Annotated in this window: 14 protein-coding genes; 7 read left to right on the forward strand and 7 right to left on the reverse strand. The window is 67.9% G+C overall.

Going from position 1 to position 14,032, the window contains the following annotated elements; all coding sequences use genetic code 11:
- Nucleotides 1-6: 6 nt before the first annotated feature.
- The 6 genes from NX774_RS10000 to NX774_RS10025 all read right to left on the reverse strand — a co-directional run bounded on the left by NX774_RS10000 (nucleotide 7) and on the right by NX774_RS10025 (nucleotide 5,602).
- The gene (locus NX774_RS10000; protein WP_258822026.1) at nucleotides 7-699 is read right to left on the reverse strand and encodes a TetR/AcrR family transcriptional regulator; all 693 of its coding nucleotides are present in this window, start codon (nucleotides 697-699) and stop codon (nucleotides 7-9) included.
- 42 nt (nucleotides 700-741) lie between these two features.
- Nucleotides 742-1,506, reverse strand: coding sequence for a response regulator (locus tag NX774_RS10005; RefSeq protein ID WP_258822027.1), 765 nt, complete (start codon nucleotides 1,504-1,506; stop codon nucleotides 742-744).
- 62 nt (nucleotides 1,507-1,568) lie between these two features.
- Nucleotides 1,569-2,507: an esterase/lipase family protein gene (locus NX774_RS10010; protein WP_258822028.1), complete on the reverse strand. Its 939-nt coding sequence runs from the start codon at nucleotides 2,505-2,507 to the stop codon at nucleotides 1,569-1,571.
- A 4-nt stretch (nucleotides 2,508-2,511) separates the two neighbouring features.
- A complete protein-coding gene (locus tag NX774_RS10015) occupies nucleotides 2,512-4,161 on the reverse strand; it encodes a GMC family oxidoreductase (RefSeq protein ID WP_258822029.1) in 1,650 nt (549 codons plus the stop codon).
- 7 nt (nucleotides 4,162-4,168) lie between these two features.
- Nucleotides 4,169-4,687 (reverse strand): twin-arginine translocation signal domain-containing protein, encoded by a 519-nt coding sequence (locus tag NX774_RS10020; RefSeq protein ID WP_258822030.1) that lies wholly within the window; start codon nucleotides 4,685-4,687, stop codon nucleotides 4,169-4,171.
- Between the two features lie 156 nt (nucleotides 4,688-4,843).
- Nucleotides 4,844-5,602 carry an RNA methyltransferase gene (locus tag NX774_RS10025; protein WP_258822031.1) on the reverse strand — a complete coding sequence of 253 codons (759 nt, stop codon included), beginning with the start codon at nucleotides 5,600-5,602 and terminating at the stop codon, nucleotides 4,844-4,846.
- A gap of 174 nt (nucleotides 5,603-5,776) precedes the next feature.
- Between NX774_RS10025 and NX774_RS10030 the strand changes: the two genes are divergently transcribed.
- Together NX774_RS10030 and NX774_RS10035 are read left to right on the forward strand one after the other, a co-directional pair.
- The gene (locus NX774_RS10030) at nucleotides 5,777-6,556 is read left to right on the forward strand and encodes an inositol monophosphatase family protein (RefSeq protein ID WP_258822737.1); all 780 of its coding nucleotides are present in this window, start codon (nucleotides 5,777-5,779) and stop codon (nucleotides 6,554-6,556) included.
- A 210-nt stretch (nucleotides 6,557-6,766) separates the two neighbouring features.
- Nucleotides 6,767-8,221 carry a DEAD/DEAH box helicase gene (locus tag NX774_RS10035; RefSeq protein WP_258822032.1) on the forward strand — a complete coding sequence of 485 codons (1,455 nt, stop codon included), beginning with the start codon at nucleotides 6,767-6,769 and terminating at the stop codon, nucleotides 8,219-8,221.
- A gap of 15 nt (nucleotides 8,222-8,236) precedes the next feature.
- On the opposite strand, the gene NX774_RS10040 is transcribed toward NX774_RS10035, so the two are convergent.
- Entirely contained in the window at nucleotides 8,237-9,853 is a 1,617-nt protein-coding gene (locus tag NX774_RS10040; protein WP_258822033.1) for a methyl-accepting chemotaxis protein, read from the reverse strand.
- 222 nt (nucleotides 9,854-10,075) lie between these two features.
- Between NX774_RS10040 and NX774_RS10045 the strand changes: the two genes are divergently transcribed.
- From NX774_RS10045 to NX774_RS10065, 5 genes are all read left to right on the forward strand, one after another.
- Nucleotides 10,076-10,504, forward strand: a complete 429-nt coding sequence (locus NX774_RS10045) for a MarR family winged helix-turn-helix transcriptional regulator (RefSeq protein ID WP_258822034.1) — start codon at nucleotides 10,076-10,078, stop codon at nucleotides 10,502-10,504.
- 14 nt (nucleotides 10,505-10,518) lie between these two features.
- Nucleotides 10,519-11,781: an MFS transporter gene (locus NX774_RS10050; protein WP_258822035.1), complete on the forward strand. Its 1,263-nt coding sequence runs from the start codon at nucleotides 10,519-10,521 to the stop codon at nucleotides 11,779-11,781.
- 75 nt (nucleotides 11,782-11,856) lie between these two features.
- Nucleotides 11,857-12,660 carry a 2-oxo-tetronate isomerase gene (gene otnI, locus NX774_RS10055; protein WP_258822036.1) on the forward strand — a complete coding sequence of 268 codons (804 nt, stop codon included), beginning with the start codon at nucleotides 11,857-11,859 and terminating at the stop codon, nucleotides 12,658-12,660.
- A 57-nt stretch (nucleotides 12,661-12,717) separates the two neighbouring features.
- Nucleotides 12,718-13,083, forward strand: coding sequence for a VOC family protein (locus NX774_RS10060; protein ID WP_258822037.1), 366 nt, complete (start codon nucleotides 12,718-12,720; stop codon nucleotides 13,081-13,083).
- An 85-nt stretch (nucleotides 13,084-13,168) separates the two neighbouring features.
- On the forward strand, nucleotides 13,169-14,023 hold the full coding sequence (locus NX774_RS10065) for a hypothetical protein (protein ID WP_258822038.1): 855 nt from the start codon (nucleotides 13,169-13,171) through the stop codon (nucleotides 14,021-14,023).
- Nucleotides 14,024-14,032 lie beyond the last annotated feature (9 nt).

Consider the following 14,032-nt stretch of genomic DNA (forward strand, 5'->3'; position numbering starts at 1 on the left):
CTTGCATCAGGGTTGATGGGGGCGCGGGTCCTGCGGCGCCAGTTTGCGCAGGTGCTCGTCGGACATCTTGCGAAAGCGCTCGCGCCGCTCGCCGCGCAGGTAGGGCCCGGCCATCGAGATGACCTGGTAGCAGCCGCGCGCGAGCGCATCGGCCACCGACTGCTGCTCGCCGTACTTGCGCGGGTTGCGCACGTATTCGTAAGACAGCCAGTAGGTCGCCACCACCACCATGTTGGTCGCCATCGCGCCGATCTCGGCGTCGGTGGCCTCGAGCGAGCCGTCGCTGCGCAGGTCCTCGCACAGCTGGCGCGCGAGCTTGTGCTTGTGGTCGAGGATGGCCTTGAACTGCAGTTCGAGCGTGCGGTTGCGCGACAACAGGTCGTTCAGGTCGCGGTAGAAGAAGCGGTAGCGCCAGATCAGCTCGAACATCTGGTGCAGGTAGGCCCACACGTCCTCCGGGTTCGAGCGCCGCACCGCCGGCACCGACAGCAGGCGCACGATCTCGGCCTCGAACTGGGCGAAGATCGAATTGACGATGTCGTCCTTGTTGCGGAAGTGGTAGTACAGGTTGCCCGGCGAGATGCCCATCTCCTCCGCGATGACCGTGGTGGTGATGTTCGGTTCGCCAAAGTCGTTAAACAGCCGCAGCGACAACTCGAGGATGCGTTCGCGCGTTCGGCGGGGGGCTTTCTGTAGCATGGACGGGGCGATTGGACGGTTCATCACCAAGGATATCATTGTTCAGGGGCCGGGCGGCAGCTGGCGCCGGCGCCCGGAGCGCTCGCGCTGCGTCCGGAACGCCTCGCGGATTCCTTCGCGCAGCGCCGCACCGGTCCACGGCTTGGTGTGGAAGGCATCCACGATGCCGGCTCCCACAGCCTGGCCGATGTCCGCCGATTCGCGCTGGGCCGACAGGATCAGGCGCACCGTGTGCGGGTAGCGCGCATGCGCCTGCGCCAGGAACTCGGTGCCGCTCATGCCCGGCATCCACTGGTCGCACACGATCACGTGCACCGCTTCGCGCTCCAGCAGCGCCAGCGCGTCCGTGCCCGAGTGCGCGGTCAGGATGCGGTACCCGTCCTGGCCCAGGAACTCGGCCAGGATCTCGACCATGAACACGTCGTCGTCCACCACCAGCAGGGTGGGCGGCTCGCTCGACTGCGGCGGCAGGAAGGCCTCGACTTCGGCGGCGAAGCTGGCCGGCTCGAGCGGCAGGCCGAGGTAGCCGTCGAACCCGGCGGCGACCAGGCGTTCGCTGTCGCCTTCCTGCGCGAGCGAACATAGCGCCAGCACCGGCACGCCGTACGGCGCCGCGCCGGAACGCAGGCCGGCCAGCATGCGGCTCGGGTCCGCGCCCTGCGGCAGCAGGCACAGCGCCAGGTCGGGCTGCCCGAGCAGCCCGGCGCTGCCGGGAACGAGGGGAACATGGCCATGCGCGGAAAGCAGGCCGGCGATCTCGGAAGCGGTGCCGGGATCGGCGGCGATAATCAAAATGCGTGCGGCCAAAACAACTCCAGGAGCGATGCGTGTCTGTTACTTTTCCACTTTACCATGCGGGCGCGGCGCGGTCACGCCCGGGCGGGCACGGCGCCGATCTCGCGCATCACTTCGGCCAGCACGCGCGGGTTGCTGCCCAGCGCAACGTGGCCCATGCCGCCGAATTCGATGTTGCGCGCGCCCGGCAGCCGGCTCGAGGTTTGTGGCGAGACGATGTTGTCGTGGTAGCTGTAGATCGAGGTGATCAGCGCGCGCGTGGCCGCGCTTTCGCTGGCCGCGAGCGCGCGCAGCCATGCGCTTTCGGGCGCATCAGCGTCGGCCGTGCGGCGCATCTGCGCCGCATTCGCGCCCAGGCCGAAGCGCGCCAGGCTGGTGCCGTGGTGCGGCGTGCCCAGCGTGATCACGCGCGCGACACGGGCCGTGCCATGGCGGCGCAGCCAGGCACGGGCCACCAGCCCGCCCATGCTGTGCGCCACCACCACCAGCTTGTCGCTGCCGGTCGCCGCCAGCAGCGCCTGCGCCGCTTTCTCGACCGCCGGCACGTAGCCGTCGATGTCGCCGATCATCGGCTCCAGGTCCACCGTCGCGTGGCTGATGCGGGCCGCATCGAGCAGCGGCGTGAGCCTGGCCCAGTAGCCGCTGTTGGCCACGTAGCCGTGCAGCAGCAGCACCGGGGCGTTGCACGAATCGGGATAAATGCGGGTGGCGGCGCTGCCGCGCGCCATGAACCAGGACGAGGCCAGCATGCTGGCGCCAAACTCCTCGGCGAACAGGCGCAACCGCGCGAGCGGCCCGAGCGCGAAGCACGCCGGGGCCGGGCTGGCGTAGCGCGCCGCCATCGCAAAGTTGTTGGCGCTGATCGCCAGCCGCACCACGACCACGCAGGCCAGGCCCGCCAGCGCCGCCAGCCACGGCGCCGCCCCCAGCCACCGATGCAGCGCGAACGCGATCGCCACCAGGGCCGCCGCCTGCACTACCAGCAGCAGCTGCAGCAGCGTGCGCGTGCTCATCGCCTCATGCCGTCACGCGTGGCGCCGGCTTTCCCGTCAGCGAATGCGCCAGGCCGCTCGCCAGGCGCGCGGTGATGCCATAGATCGACAGCTGCGGATTGGCGCCGATCGAGGTCGGGAACAGTGAACCGTCGTGCACCGAGACGTTGGCCAGGTAGCGGTAGCGCCCGTCCGGCGCGGTCACGCCCAGGCGGTCGTCGCCGGCCATGCCGCAGCCGCCCATCACGTGGGCCGACGCCACCTTGGCTACTTGCGGGCGGTATGCCAGGTTGGCGATCGCCAGCTTCGCCTCGCTCCAGTTGCGATAGGGCTGCGCCATTTCATGGGCCGGCTGCACCACCGCCGCCCCGGCCGCGAACTGGATCTCGGCCATGGTGAGCAGCGCGCGGCGCGTGCCGTCCCACAGGAAGTCGCTGATCGGGTAATCCAGCACCGGCGCGCCGTCGCGCAGCGCCACCTCGCCCCCGCGCGACGCATCGTGAAAGCCGTCGCGCAGCAGCGCCAGCATGCCCTGCATGTGCGGGAAGCGCAGCATCATCGCCGCGTGCTGGCGGCCAAAGCCGGTCATGGTGGACCCCAGCAGCAGCGGATGCATCGGCGGCACCTCGAGCTTGTAGCCGATCGGGCCGTCGATGGCCTGGGTGTGCAGGAAGTGGTCCGAGTACACCGTTTGCGGCGCGCCGGCATAGCCATCCACGCGCTCGTTGAACATGCCGGCCGAGATCAGGGTGGGATGCAGGAAGGTGCGTTTGCCGAGCAGTCCGTGCGGATCGGGCGCGCTGGATCGCATCAAGAGCGCCGGCGAGTTGATGGCGCCGCCCGCGACCACGAAGTGCTTTGCGCGCAGCCGCAGCAGGCGGCCGTTGGGTGAAAGACCGGTGGCGTCGAGCGCCACGCACAGCAGCTCGTCGGCACGATCGCCCTTGAGCTCGAGCCGCTCGGCGCGGGCGCGCGTGACCAGCGTGGCGCCATGGTCCAGGGCCGAGGGAATGGTCGTCACCAGCATCGATTGCTTGGCGTTGGTGGGGCAGCCCATGCCGCAGTAGCCCAGGTTCCAGCAGCCGCGCACGTTGCGGCGGATGAGGCCCGTCGGGATGCCCAGTTTGGCCGCGCCGCGGCGCAGCGCGTCGTTGTTCTGGTTGGGCGCGGCCTGCCAGTCCGACACGTTCAGGCGCGCTTCCATCATCTCGAACCACGGCGCCATCGCATCGACACTGTAGTCCGCCAGGCCGAAGTGGCGCTGCCAGTACTCCAGCGTGGTGGGCGGCGTGCGAAAGCTCGAGGTCCAGTTCACCGTGGTCGAACCGCCCACCGTGCGTCCCTGCAGGATGTTGATCGCCTTGTCGGCGGTCTTGCGCGCGGCCGATTCCTGGTACAGCGAAGGGTAGGCCTCGGCCTCGCGCATCTTGAAGTCCTTCGACGACTTGAGCGCGCCCTCCTCCACGATCACCACTTTCAGGCCGGCCAGCGCCAGGATCTCGGCCGTCACGCCGCCGCCGGCGCCGCTGCCGACCACCACCACATCGGCGTTGATGACCTGGTCGGAGAGGAGCGCTGCGCCGTCGATGATTTTCCAGCCGCGCGCAATGCCGGCCTGGATCGGGTCGGGAATGGTGGTTTTGGTGGGCGTTACCGGAATGCTGTTGATCGTCATGTCGTCCTCATGCAAGTTCCTTGATCGGGCCCGGGTAGCCGATGGCCGCCCAGCTCGACGGGTCGGCGTACCAGCCGCCCAGCACCAGGTCGTGCAGCGCCTGGTAGGCAGAGCGCAACAGGCCGAGGCGATGCAAGCGCCAGTCCTGCAGGAAGCCGGCCACCTGCGGCACGGTCGCCTGTTCCCAGCCGCCGGCAATGCCGGTCAACAGGCGCCGCGCGGGCGCCAGCGCCAGCAGGCCGAACAGGTCCTGCACTTCCTTTTGGGTGGCGAGCGGCAGCCCGAGGATGGCCTGGTGCACGCGCTCTGTGGTGGCGGCAATCGCGGCTTCGCGCGCGGCGCCGCCGGGCAAGGCACCGTCCAGGATGGCCGGGATGATGGCGTGCAGCGCGGCGCGCGCCTCGCCGTCAAGCGCAAAACGCTGTGGCGCGGACGGATGCGTGGCGCGATAGATGCCGCCGCCTGCCGCAAGGGCAAGCGCACCCAGCGCGCCGGCTTTCAGGAAAGTCCTGCGTGATGTCTCCATGGTCGGCTCCCCGATCTCTGTTTTTCGCCGCCGAAAGCGGCAGTTTTGGAAGAGTTATACGGGAAAGCTGACAATTGTGCAAACTTTGGCGCTGGGGTGACGCCACCGGCGGCTGAACGCGTGGGCAGGAGACCTGCCCACGCGTTCAACCAGCGCCTATTGCTTCGGCTGCTTCAGGATTTGCCGCGCAATGCCGCGCAGGATATTGACCTCTTCGGTCTCCAGCCCGGTGCGCGCGAACAGGCGCTTGATGCGCGGCATCAGCTTTTTGGGATTGCTGGCCTCGAGAAAGCCGATCGCCACCAGCGCCTCCTCGAGGTGCGCGTACATGCCCTCCACTTGCGCGACACTGGCCGCCTCGCCGCGAAAGCCGACCGGCAGCTGCCCGCCCGGCTCGCCGCAGGCGGCCTGGCGGCACTCGTAGGCCAGCACCTGGGCCGCTTGCGACAGGTTCAGCGACGAGTAGTCGGGATTGGCGGGAATGTTGATCAGCACGTTGCACTGCTCGACCACCTGGTTGGGCAGCCCGAAGCGCTCGTTGCCGAGGATGAGCGCCGGCGCCAGCTCGGCTTGCGCGGCCACGTGCCCGGCGAATGCGCGCGGCGTCCACACGGGCGGCGAAAACTCGCGCAGGCGTGCCGACACGGCCGCGGCGAAATTGCAGCCCTCCAGCGCCGCGCCCACGCTGTCCACGATGCGCGCGCCCTGCAGCACGTCGAGCGCGCCACTGGCAAAGGCCACCGCCTCGGGGTCGTGCAAGGGGTCGGGAGAGCGCGGCGTGACCAGCACCAGGTCGGAAAAACCCATCGTTTTCATGGCCCGCGCCACCGAGCCGATGTTGCCGGCGCGGCTGGTCTCGACCAGCACGAAGCGCAGCCGGTTGAACAAGGAGGTGTCCGTTTTTTGCTGGTTCATTTAAAATAGCGCCTTTCGCGTCGCGAAAAGGACATGCGCGAGTACACAAGTGCGCGATTGTAACCAGTCCTGTGGCGCTTTGCTCTTTATAATTCGATCTTCAAGCTGACCGTTCGCGGCGCCATTGGCGCGGTGGGCGTTCGCGTTATTTTCTACGGAAAGCCCATGCATCCAATGCTCAACACGGCCATCAAGGCCGCACGCCGCGCCGCCACCGTCATCAATCGCGCGTCCTTCGACCTCGATCGCATCACGGTCAGCGAAAAAGAACACAACAACTTCGTCACCGACATCGACCAGGCGGCCGAACAGGCCATCGTCGAGACCCTGCTCAAGGCCTATCCCGACCACGCCATCCTGGGCGAAGAGTCCGGCCCGTCGAAAAACCTGAACGACGAGAGCGAATACGCCTGGATCATCGACCCGATCGACGGCACCACCAACTTCATCCACGGCTATCCCAACTACTGCATCTCGATCGCGCTGCAGCAGAAAGGCGTGATCACCCAGGCCGTGATCTACGACCCGGTGCGCAACGACCTGTTCACCGCCACCAAGGGCGCCGGCGCCTACCTGAACGACAAGCGCATCCGCGTGCGCAATCCGGACCGCCTGGCCAAGGCGCTGATCGCCGCCAACCACGGCCCGGAGCCGCGCGCGCTGGCCGAGTTCCTGCGCATGTACGAAACCGTGCACCCGCGCTGCCACGGCATCCGCGCTTCCGGTTCGGCCGCGCTGGAACTGGCCAACGTGGCCGCCGGCCGCAGCGATGGTTATTTCGAGAAGGGCCTGAAGGTGTGGGACATCGCCGCCGGCGCCCTGTTGGTCACGGAGGCGGGCGGCATCGTCGGCGAGTTCAACGGCGAGTCGGAATACCTGCACAAAGGCGACATTATTGCCGCCGGCCCGAAGGTTTTCGCACAACTCGTCACGCTGATGGCGCCGTTCGCGTAAAATACATAGCTTGGATATTTTACGCTTTCTGCGTGGGAACTTAAATTTCCACAAGGAAACGTTTTAACATTATAATCCCCGCTGGCCGCCCGTGCGGCCACTGCCGGACGGCGCGCAGCCAGTACCTGCCGTCCGGTCACTTTTGACAATCCGACTTTGCCTGCACTGGCGCCGCTTGCGGCGACGGGCCGATTCAACCTTCGAGTCACTATGTCATTTTCTACTCTCGGCTTGTCCGACGCTATCCTGCGCGCGGTCGCCGAACAAGGCTACACGACGCCGACCCCGATCCAGGCCCAGGCGATCCCTGCGGTATTGAACGGCGGCGATTTGCTGGCCGGCGCCCAGACCGGCACCGGCAAGACCGCCGGCTTCACCCTGCCCGTGCTGCAACGCCTGTCCACCGACACGGCCGGCGCGGCGCTGCGCAACAAGACCTCGAAGCGCCCGATCCGCGCGCTGGTGCTCACGCCCACGCGCGAGCTGGCCGCCCAGGTCGAGGAAAGCGTGCGCCTGTACGGCAAGTACACCAACCTTAATTCCGCCGTGATCTTCGGCGGCGTCGGCATCAACCCGCAGATCAAGCTGCTGGCAAACGGCGTGGACATCCTGGTGGCCACGCCCGGCCGCCTGCTCGACCACATGGGCCAGGGCACGGTGGACGTGTCCAAGATCGAGATCCTGATCCTGGACGAAGCGGACCGCATGCTCGACATGGGCTTCATCCACGACATCCGCAAGGTGCTGGCGGCGCTGCCGCCCAAGCGCCAGAACCTGCTGTTCTCGGCCACGTTCTCGGACGAGATCAAGGCGCTGGCCGACCGCCTGCTGAACAACCCGGCCATGATCGAGGTGGCGCGCCGCAACTCGACCGTGGAAGTGATCTCGCAAAAGATCCACCCGGTGGACCGCGACAAGAAGCACCCGATGCTGGCGCACCTGATCAAGACCCACGACTGGCACCAGGTGCTGGTGTTCACCCGCACCAAGCACGGCGCCAACAAGCTGGTCGAACAGTTGGGCAAGGACGGCATCGGCGCGATGGCGATCCACGGCAACAAGAGCCAGTCGGCGCGCACCAAGGCGCTGGCCGAGTTCAAGGACGGCTCGCTGCAGGTGCTGGTGGCCACCGACATCGCCGCGCGCGGCATCGACATCGACCAGCTGCCGCACGTGGTCAACTATGACCTGCCGAACGTGCCGGAAGACTACGTGCACCGCATCGGCCGCACCGGCCGCGCCGGCGCCACCGGCCAGGCCGTGTCGCTGGTGTGCGTGGACGAGCACCAGATGCTCAAGGACATCGAAAAGCTGATCAAGCAGACGCTGCCGCGCGACGTCATCCCCGGCTTCGAGCCGGACCCGAACGCCAAGGCCCAGCCGATCCAGCTGCGCAGCGGCGACCGCGGCCACCAGAACCGCGGCGGGCGTCCGGGTGGCGCTCGCAACGGCGGCGGCGGCCAGCGCCAGCCTGCGCAGCAACCGCGTGCGGCGGCGCCGCATGCGCCGGCCGGCAACGGCGGGCAAGCGCGTTCCGCTGGCGGCGGCAATGGCCAGCGCACCGGCAACGGCCAGCGCCCGAGCGGCGGCAACGGCCAGCGTTCCGGCAACGGCAACCGCGGCCCGCGCCCGGCGGCGGCCCGCCGCGGCGGCCGCGAGGGCTGACCGCAAAGCGCCGGATCAGGCCCCGGTCCGGCGCACCTGCCGCGCCTGCTGCGCCACGCTGTTGGTCGTGGCACCCTGCTGCGGCGCCGCCGTCTCGTGCTTGGCACGCGAGCGGTATCCCACCCTGAAGCCGCCCCAGTGGCGGCCATCCACGTAGATCGGCACCGACAGGTCGTGCATGACTTCGCCCGTGTCGCGCTTGTAGGTCTGCAGCAGGAACGGCTTCTGGTGCGCGCCGCAGCGCGCGCCGGTACGGTCGTCGAAGATGCGCTTGGTGCGGTTGTTGACGATGTCCACGTCGTAGTCGCCCGTCAGCGGCTGGCTGAACTTCTTGTTGTGCGTCGGGAAGTAGCCCTTGTCGTCGACCGCGCCGGCATAACTGACTTCCGGCAGCCTGGCGAGCAGCCCTTCCTGGATCGGCGGCAGCACCTTGTCGGTGAAGCGGTCGAACCGGGTGTGGTATTTCTGCGGGTCGGTGCCGGCGATCGGCTGGTAGCGGCGGTCGAACAGGTCGTCGATGCCGATGGCGCCGGCCTTCACCGCCTTGCTGAACAGCTGCCCGATGGTCTCCGCCGCCTCCTGCGCGGCGACACGGATGTGGTCGTGCTCGGTCGCGACGCCGCCTTCCGACAAGGCCTCGACGATGGTCTCGGCCTTGGTGGCCAGCGACATGGCGCTCGCCGCCACCCGCGGCAGGTCCTTGTCGGTGCCCAGCATGTGCTCCTCGATGCCGATCAGCGACTGCAGGATGGCGCCGGTGGTGGCGGCCTGGGCGCGCGCCGCCTGGGCGATGCGGCCGATTTCCTTCTCGGACTCGCTGGCCGAACGCTCGATCTCCCCGAGCAGCCGGTGCACGGTATCGACGTTGCCGCTGGCCTGGTTCACCGCCGTGGTCAAGGTCGCCATGCCGCGCGTGGCGCTTTCGGCCTGTTCGATCATGGAGGTGGTCATGGCGCCGATCTGGCCGGTCGCCTCGCGCGTGCGCATGGCCAGCTGGCGCACCTCGCCGGCCACCACCGCGAAGCCGCGCCCGTGCTCGCCCGCGCGCGCCGCTTCGATCGCGGCGTTCAGCGCCAGCAGGTTGGTACGCAGCGAGATCTCGGTGATGGTGTGGGTAAAGCCGGCGATGCTGCGCGAATGTTCCTGCAGCAGCGCCATCGCGCGCGCGGCCTGGTCGGCCTGGTCGCGCGCGTGGCGGATGCGCTCCAGGCCGGCGTCGATCTCGCTGCGCCCGGCCACGCTTTCGGCACGCACCTGGGTGGCCACCTTGGCGGCGCGCTCGGCGTCGGCGGCGATGCGTGAGGTGGTCTCGGCATTGTCCTGGGCGTGCTGGCGCACGATGCCCGAGGTGCTCACGTCTTCCTCGATCTTCTTTTGCACCGATTCGACGAAGTAGGAGGTCTCGGCGGCGCCGATCATGATGTCGTCGATGGCATGGCCGACGCGGCCGATGGCTTCATCCGTCTCGCCGCGCGGCCGCGCGGACAGCCAGGCCGCCGAGCCCGTAGCGAGGGCCCCGAGCAGGGCCGACCAGGCCGGCCCGGCATCGATGACAAACGCAAGCGACGTACTGGCGAGGATGGCGGCACCCGGCAACAGCCAGGCCCGCTGGTTTTGCAGCAATTCTTTCAATTCGGTCTCCTCCGGCCGGCAGCTCTGTGTGTGGTCCCGCAAGGACGGGCCGTCTGCACTATTCTGGATCGTTCCACATTGTGGTTGCAAAGCATTACGGTTGCCTTACATCATTCATTGTCCCAACCAAGCAACACTTTCCAATGTATTTGCCAAACGCGAAACGCTGAGATATAGTTGAGTACTCAAGTATATGTAAACGAGCACTCAAGGAGTTTTGCCATGAACGATGCCGCAACCGATTTCTGCCTGCGCCTGGCGCGCGCCGCCACGGCCATGACGCGCCGTTTCGACTCGGGCCTGGGCAACCACCACGGGATCAGCTTTGCCGACTACCAACTGCTGCGCCAGCTGGCACGCGCGCCGGAGGGCCGCTTGCGCCGCGTTGACCTGGCCGACCGCCTTGGCCTGACCGCGTCCGGCGTGACCCGCTCGCTGCTGCCGCTGGAAAAAATCGGCCTCGTGGGCCGCCAGAGCGACCCGCGCGACGCCCGCGTCGGCTACGCGATCATCACCCCGGCTGGCGCCGAACTGGTCGGCAATGCCGACTCGCTGGTCGAGACCATGGCCGCCGAATTCGTCGGCGACCCGCCCTTTGCCCACCTCGATGCGATGGCGCTGCTGCTTGGGCAGATCGCCGGCATCCATTGAACGGACTGTCTCAAATGAACAACAAGAACGATTTGCTGAAAGACCCCAGCTTGCGCTGGATGCTGGGCGGCGGCGCGATCTCGATCCTGGGCGACCAGTTCACGATGATCGCCCTGCCCTGGCTGGTGCTGCAGATGACCGGCGACGCCCTCATGCTGGGCGTGATCGTGGCCCTGATGGCCGTGCCGCGCGCGGTGCTGATCCTGTTCGGCGGCGCCGTCGTGGACCGCTACTCGCCCAAGCAGGTGCTGATGCTGACCAAGTACGCCAACACCGTGCTGCTCGGCCTGCTGGCGGCGCTGGTGCTGTCGGGCCAGGCCACGCTGGCGCTGGTGGCGCCGATCGCGCTGTCGATCGGGGTTGCCTCGGCCTTCAGCATTCCGTCCAGCACCTCGATCCTGCCGCGCATCGTCGCGCCGGAAGACCTGCAGCGCGCCAACAGCATGATGATGGGCATGCGCCAGGTAGCGCTGCTGGCCGGCCCGCTGCTGGCCGCGCTGCTGTTTTTGCTGGCCGGCGACGGCAGCGGCGGCACGCACGACGCCAGGGGCCTGGGCTATGCGTTCGCGTTCGACTGCTTCAGCTTTGCCGTGTCCACCTGGACGCTGAGCAAGGTCGTGCTGCGCCCGGGCGCGGCCGCCGCGCCGCAGCCGATCCTGCGCGCGGTCAGCGAGGGCCTGGCGATGGTCTGGAACGACGCCACCCTGCGCGCCTGCTTTGCCTACTGGGCCCTGTGCTCGTGCGTGGTGACCGGGCTGATGCAGGTGGCGCTGCCGGTGCTGGCCAATACCCGCCTGCACGGCGCGGCCTCGCTCGGCGTGCTGCTGGGCGCCCATGGGGCCGGCACGCTGGCGGGCATGGTGCTCACCGGGATCAAGGGCGACCTGCGGGTGCGCAACCTGGGCACCACCCTGCTGCTGGTGGACGCGGTGGTTGCGGCGCTGGTGCTGCCGCTGGCCCAGCTGGCGGCCACCTGGCAGATCGCGCTCATCAACATCGCGGTGGGCGTGCTGGCCGGCTTCATGCAGGTGGCGATGATCACCTGGATCCAGCGCCGCGTGCCGCCGATGATGATCGGGCGCACGATGAGCATGTTCATGTTCGTCGTCATGGGCCTGGCGCCGCTGGCCTCGGCCGCCACCGGCTGGGTGATGCAGTACGTGGGCCTGGCGGGCGTGTTCACCGGCTCGGGCCTGCTGCTGGCGGCCGCCGCCGCGCTGGCCTACGCCTTCACGCCGATGCGCACGATGGCCGACGCCGCCGCGCGCCAGGCGTAATGCGCGGCGGCGCTTTCGGGCCGCCGCCGGGCCAGATGGTTTACGATAGCGGGTTCCCAACAACCGACTGTCCGTATGCCCAAGCTTGCCGCCAACCTGAGCACCCTGTTCAACGAGCTCAGCTTCCTGGACCGCTTTGGCGCGGCCCGGGTGGCCGGCTTTGATGCCGTCGAGTTCCTGTTCCCGTACGCCTTCGAGGCGGAACAGATCGCGCGCCGGCTCGAGCGCCACCAACTGCAGCTGGTGCTGCACAACCTGCCGCCGGGTAACTGGGCCGAGGGCGACCGCGGAATGGCCTGCGACCCGCGCCGCATCGGCGAGTTCCAGGACAGCGTGGAGCTGGCCATCGAGTACGCGCTGGAACTGGGCGTCAAGCAGCTGCACTGCATGGCCGGCATCGTCCCGCCCAGGGTCCCGCGCAAGCGCGCCCGCACCACCTATGTGAACAACCTGCGCTTTGCGGCCAGGGCGATGAGCGCACATGGCCTGTCCCTGCTGATCGAGCCGATCAATGACCGCGACATGCCGGGCTATTTCCTCACGGGCAGTGCCCAGGCCGCCGGCATCATCGCCGAAGTGGACATGCCGAACGTCTTCATGCAGTACGACATTTACCACATGCAGCGCATGGAGGGCGAACTGGCCGACACCATCCGCAAGTACCTGCCGCTGATCCGCCACTTCCAGCTGGCCGACGTGCCTGGCCGCCACGAGCCGGGCACGGGCGAGATCAACTACGCCTTCCTGTTCGGCCTGCTCGACGAACTGGGCTACGACGGCTGGATCGGCTGCGAATACTTCCCGCGCGCCGGCACGGTCGAGGGCCTGGGCTGGCGCAGCGAACTGGGCGTCGCGCCGCCGGTCCAACCCGGCAGCTAGACAAGCGCGGGCGGCCGGCGCACACTGGCCCTCCACCACAACAACAAGGAGAAGGCGATGATCCAGGGATTGCGGACGGTGATCTACCCGGTGCCGGCACTGGCTGACGGCGCGGCATGGTATGCGCAAGTGCTCGGCAAGGCGCCCTATTTCGACCAGCCGTTCTACGTCGGCTTCGAGGTCGGCGGCTTCGAGCTGGGGCTGGTCCCGGACGGCGACCCGGGCACCGCCGGCGCCACCGCCTACTGGGGCACGCAGGATGCCAAGGCCGAGGTCGCGCGCCTGGTCGCGCTGGGCGCCACCGTCGAGTCGGACGTGACCGACGTCGGCGAAGGCATCAAGGTCGCGACCGTGCGTGATCCCTACGGCAACCTGTTCGGCATCATCGAAAACCCGCATTTCGATCGCAACAAGGTCGGCTGATCTTGACTTACTGCAAGATGCCGCAAGGATAGTTTGCAAGAATGGGGCTTTCCGGTCCGCCCTTTTGCGCGGCCAGAAAGGACCCATGAAACCCTTCCGTTTCGCCAGCCTTGTCCTGCTCTGCGCCAGCCTGCTGCTGGGAGGGTGCGCCAGCACCGGCAGCGTCAGTTTGGCGGAAGTGCGCGAGTTCGCGGACGCCTCGGCCAAGCTGGGCGGCTACGCCGAACTGTCGCGGCGCTTCCGTGACACCTACGAGCGCGAGCAGCCCTACCTGTCCCCGGCCGCCGACCGCCTGGCGCGCGACAACGACGCCAAGCGCCAGGCCGTGTACGACGACTTCGTCAGCATCCAGAAGGCGGTGGTGCTGTACATGCAGACCCTGAGCGTGCTGGCCGGCGACGGGCGCTTCGACCTGTCGGGCAACCTGGACGACCTGGGCAACGGCCTGAAGGCCAATGCCGAATCGGGCCTGGAGCGGCGCCACATCGCCGCCTACACGGGCCTGACGCGCCTGCTCACGCGGGTGATCGCGTCCGGCTACCAGAACCGCAGCGTGGAGACGATGGTGCGCGACGGCGACGCCGACGTGCAGACCCTGCTCGAAGCGATGATCTCGCTCACGCGGCTGTACTACAAGACCAACGAGAATGAAAAGAAGACGGTGCTCGGCATTTTCGACGTCGAGTTGCCCATGTCCAACCGTAACACCGACCGCATGCTGGTGACGCTGGCCAAGGTGCACTACATCAGCAAGGCGGCCGAGTACAAGCTGGTGGACCGGCGCTACGACCTGGCCTTGCAGGGCCTGACCAAGGTCGCGCTCGGGCACCAGAAGATGCGCGAGAACCTGCACAACCTGCAGCGCGAGGAAGTGCGCGCCATGATCGCGAACTACGGCCGCGACCTGCGCATGATACGCGACAACCTGATCAGCGGCTGACGCCCGAGG

Origin of the sequence: Massilia agilis (assembly GCF_024756255.1) — a bacterium.
In the GTDB taxonomy this organism is placed as follows: domain Bacteria; phylum Pseudomonadota; class Gammaproteobacteria; order Burkholderiales; family Burkholderiaceae_D; genus Telluria; species Telluria agilis.

Bases quoted from the DNA above. Each gene is read 5' to 3' on its own strand.
- NX774_RS10020 (WP_258822030.1), bottom strand. From the start codon at position 4,687: ATGGAGACATCACGCAGGACTTTCCTGAAAGCCGGCGCGCTGGGTGCG.
- NX774_RS10065 (WP_258822038.1), top strand. From the start codon at position 13,169: ATGAAACCCTTCCGTTTCGCCAGCCTTGTCCTGCTCTGCGCCAGCCTG.
- NX774_RS10045 (WP_258822034.1), top strand. From the start codon at position 10,076: ATGAACGATGCCGCAACCGATTTCTGCCTGCGCCTGGCGCGCGCCGCC.
- NX774_RS10035 (WP_258822032.1), top strand. From the start codon at position 6,767: ATGTCATTTTCTACTCTCGGCTTGTCCGACGCTATCCTGCGCGCGGTC.
- otnI (WP_258822036.1), top strand. From the start codon at position 11,857: ATGCCCAAGCTTGCCGCCAACCTGAGCACCCTGTTCAACGAGCTCAGC.
- NX774_RS10025 (WP_258822031.1), bottom strand. From the start codon at position 5,602: ATGAACCAGCAAAAAACGGACACCTCCTTGTTCAACCGGCTGCGCTTC.
- NX774_RS10010 (WP_258822028.1), bottom strand. From the start codon at position 2,507: ATGAGCACGCGCACGCTGCTGCAGCTGCTGCTGGTAGTGCAGGCGGCG.
- NX774_RS10050 (WP_258822035.1), top strand. From the start codon at position 10,519: ATGAACAACAAGAACGATTTGCTGAAAGACCCCAGCTTGCGCTGGATG.
- NX774_RS10030 (WP_258822737.1), top strand. From the start codon at position 5,777: ATGCTCAACACGGCCATCAAGGCCGCACGCCGCGCCGCCACCGTCATC.
- NX774_RS10015 (WP_258822029.1), bottom strand. From the start codon at position 4,161: ATGACGATCAACAGCATTCCGGTAACGCCCACCAAAACCACCATTCCC.
- NX774_RS10000 (WP_258822026.1), bottom strand. From the start codon at position 699: ATGCTACAGAAAGCCCCCCGCCGAACGCGCGAACGCATCCTCGAGTTG.
- NX774_RS10060 (WP_258822037.1), top strand. From the start codon at position 12,718: ATGATCCAGGGATTGCGGACGGTGATCTACCCGGTGCCGGCACTGGCT.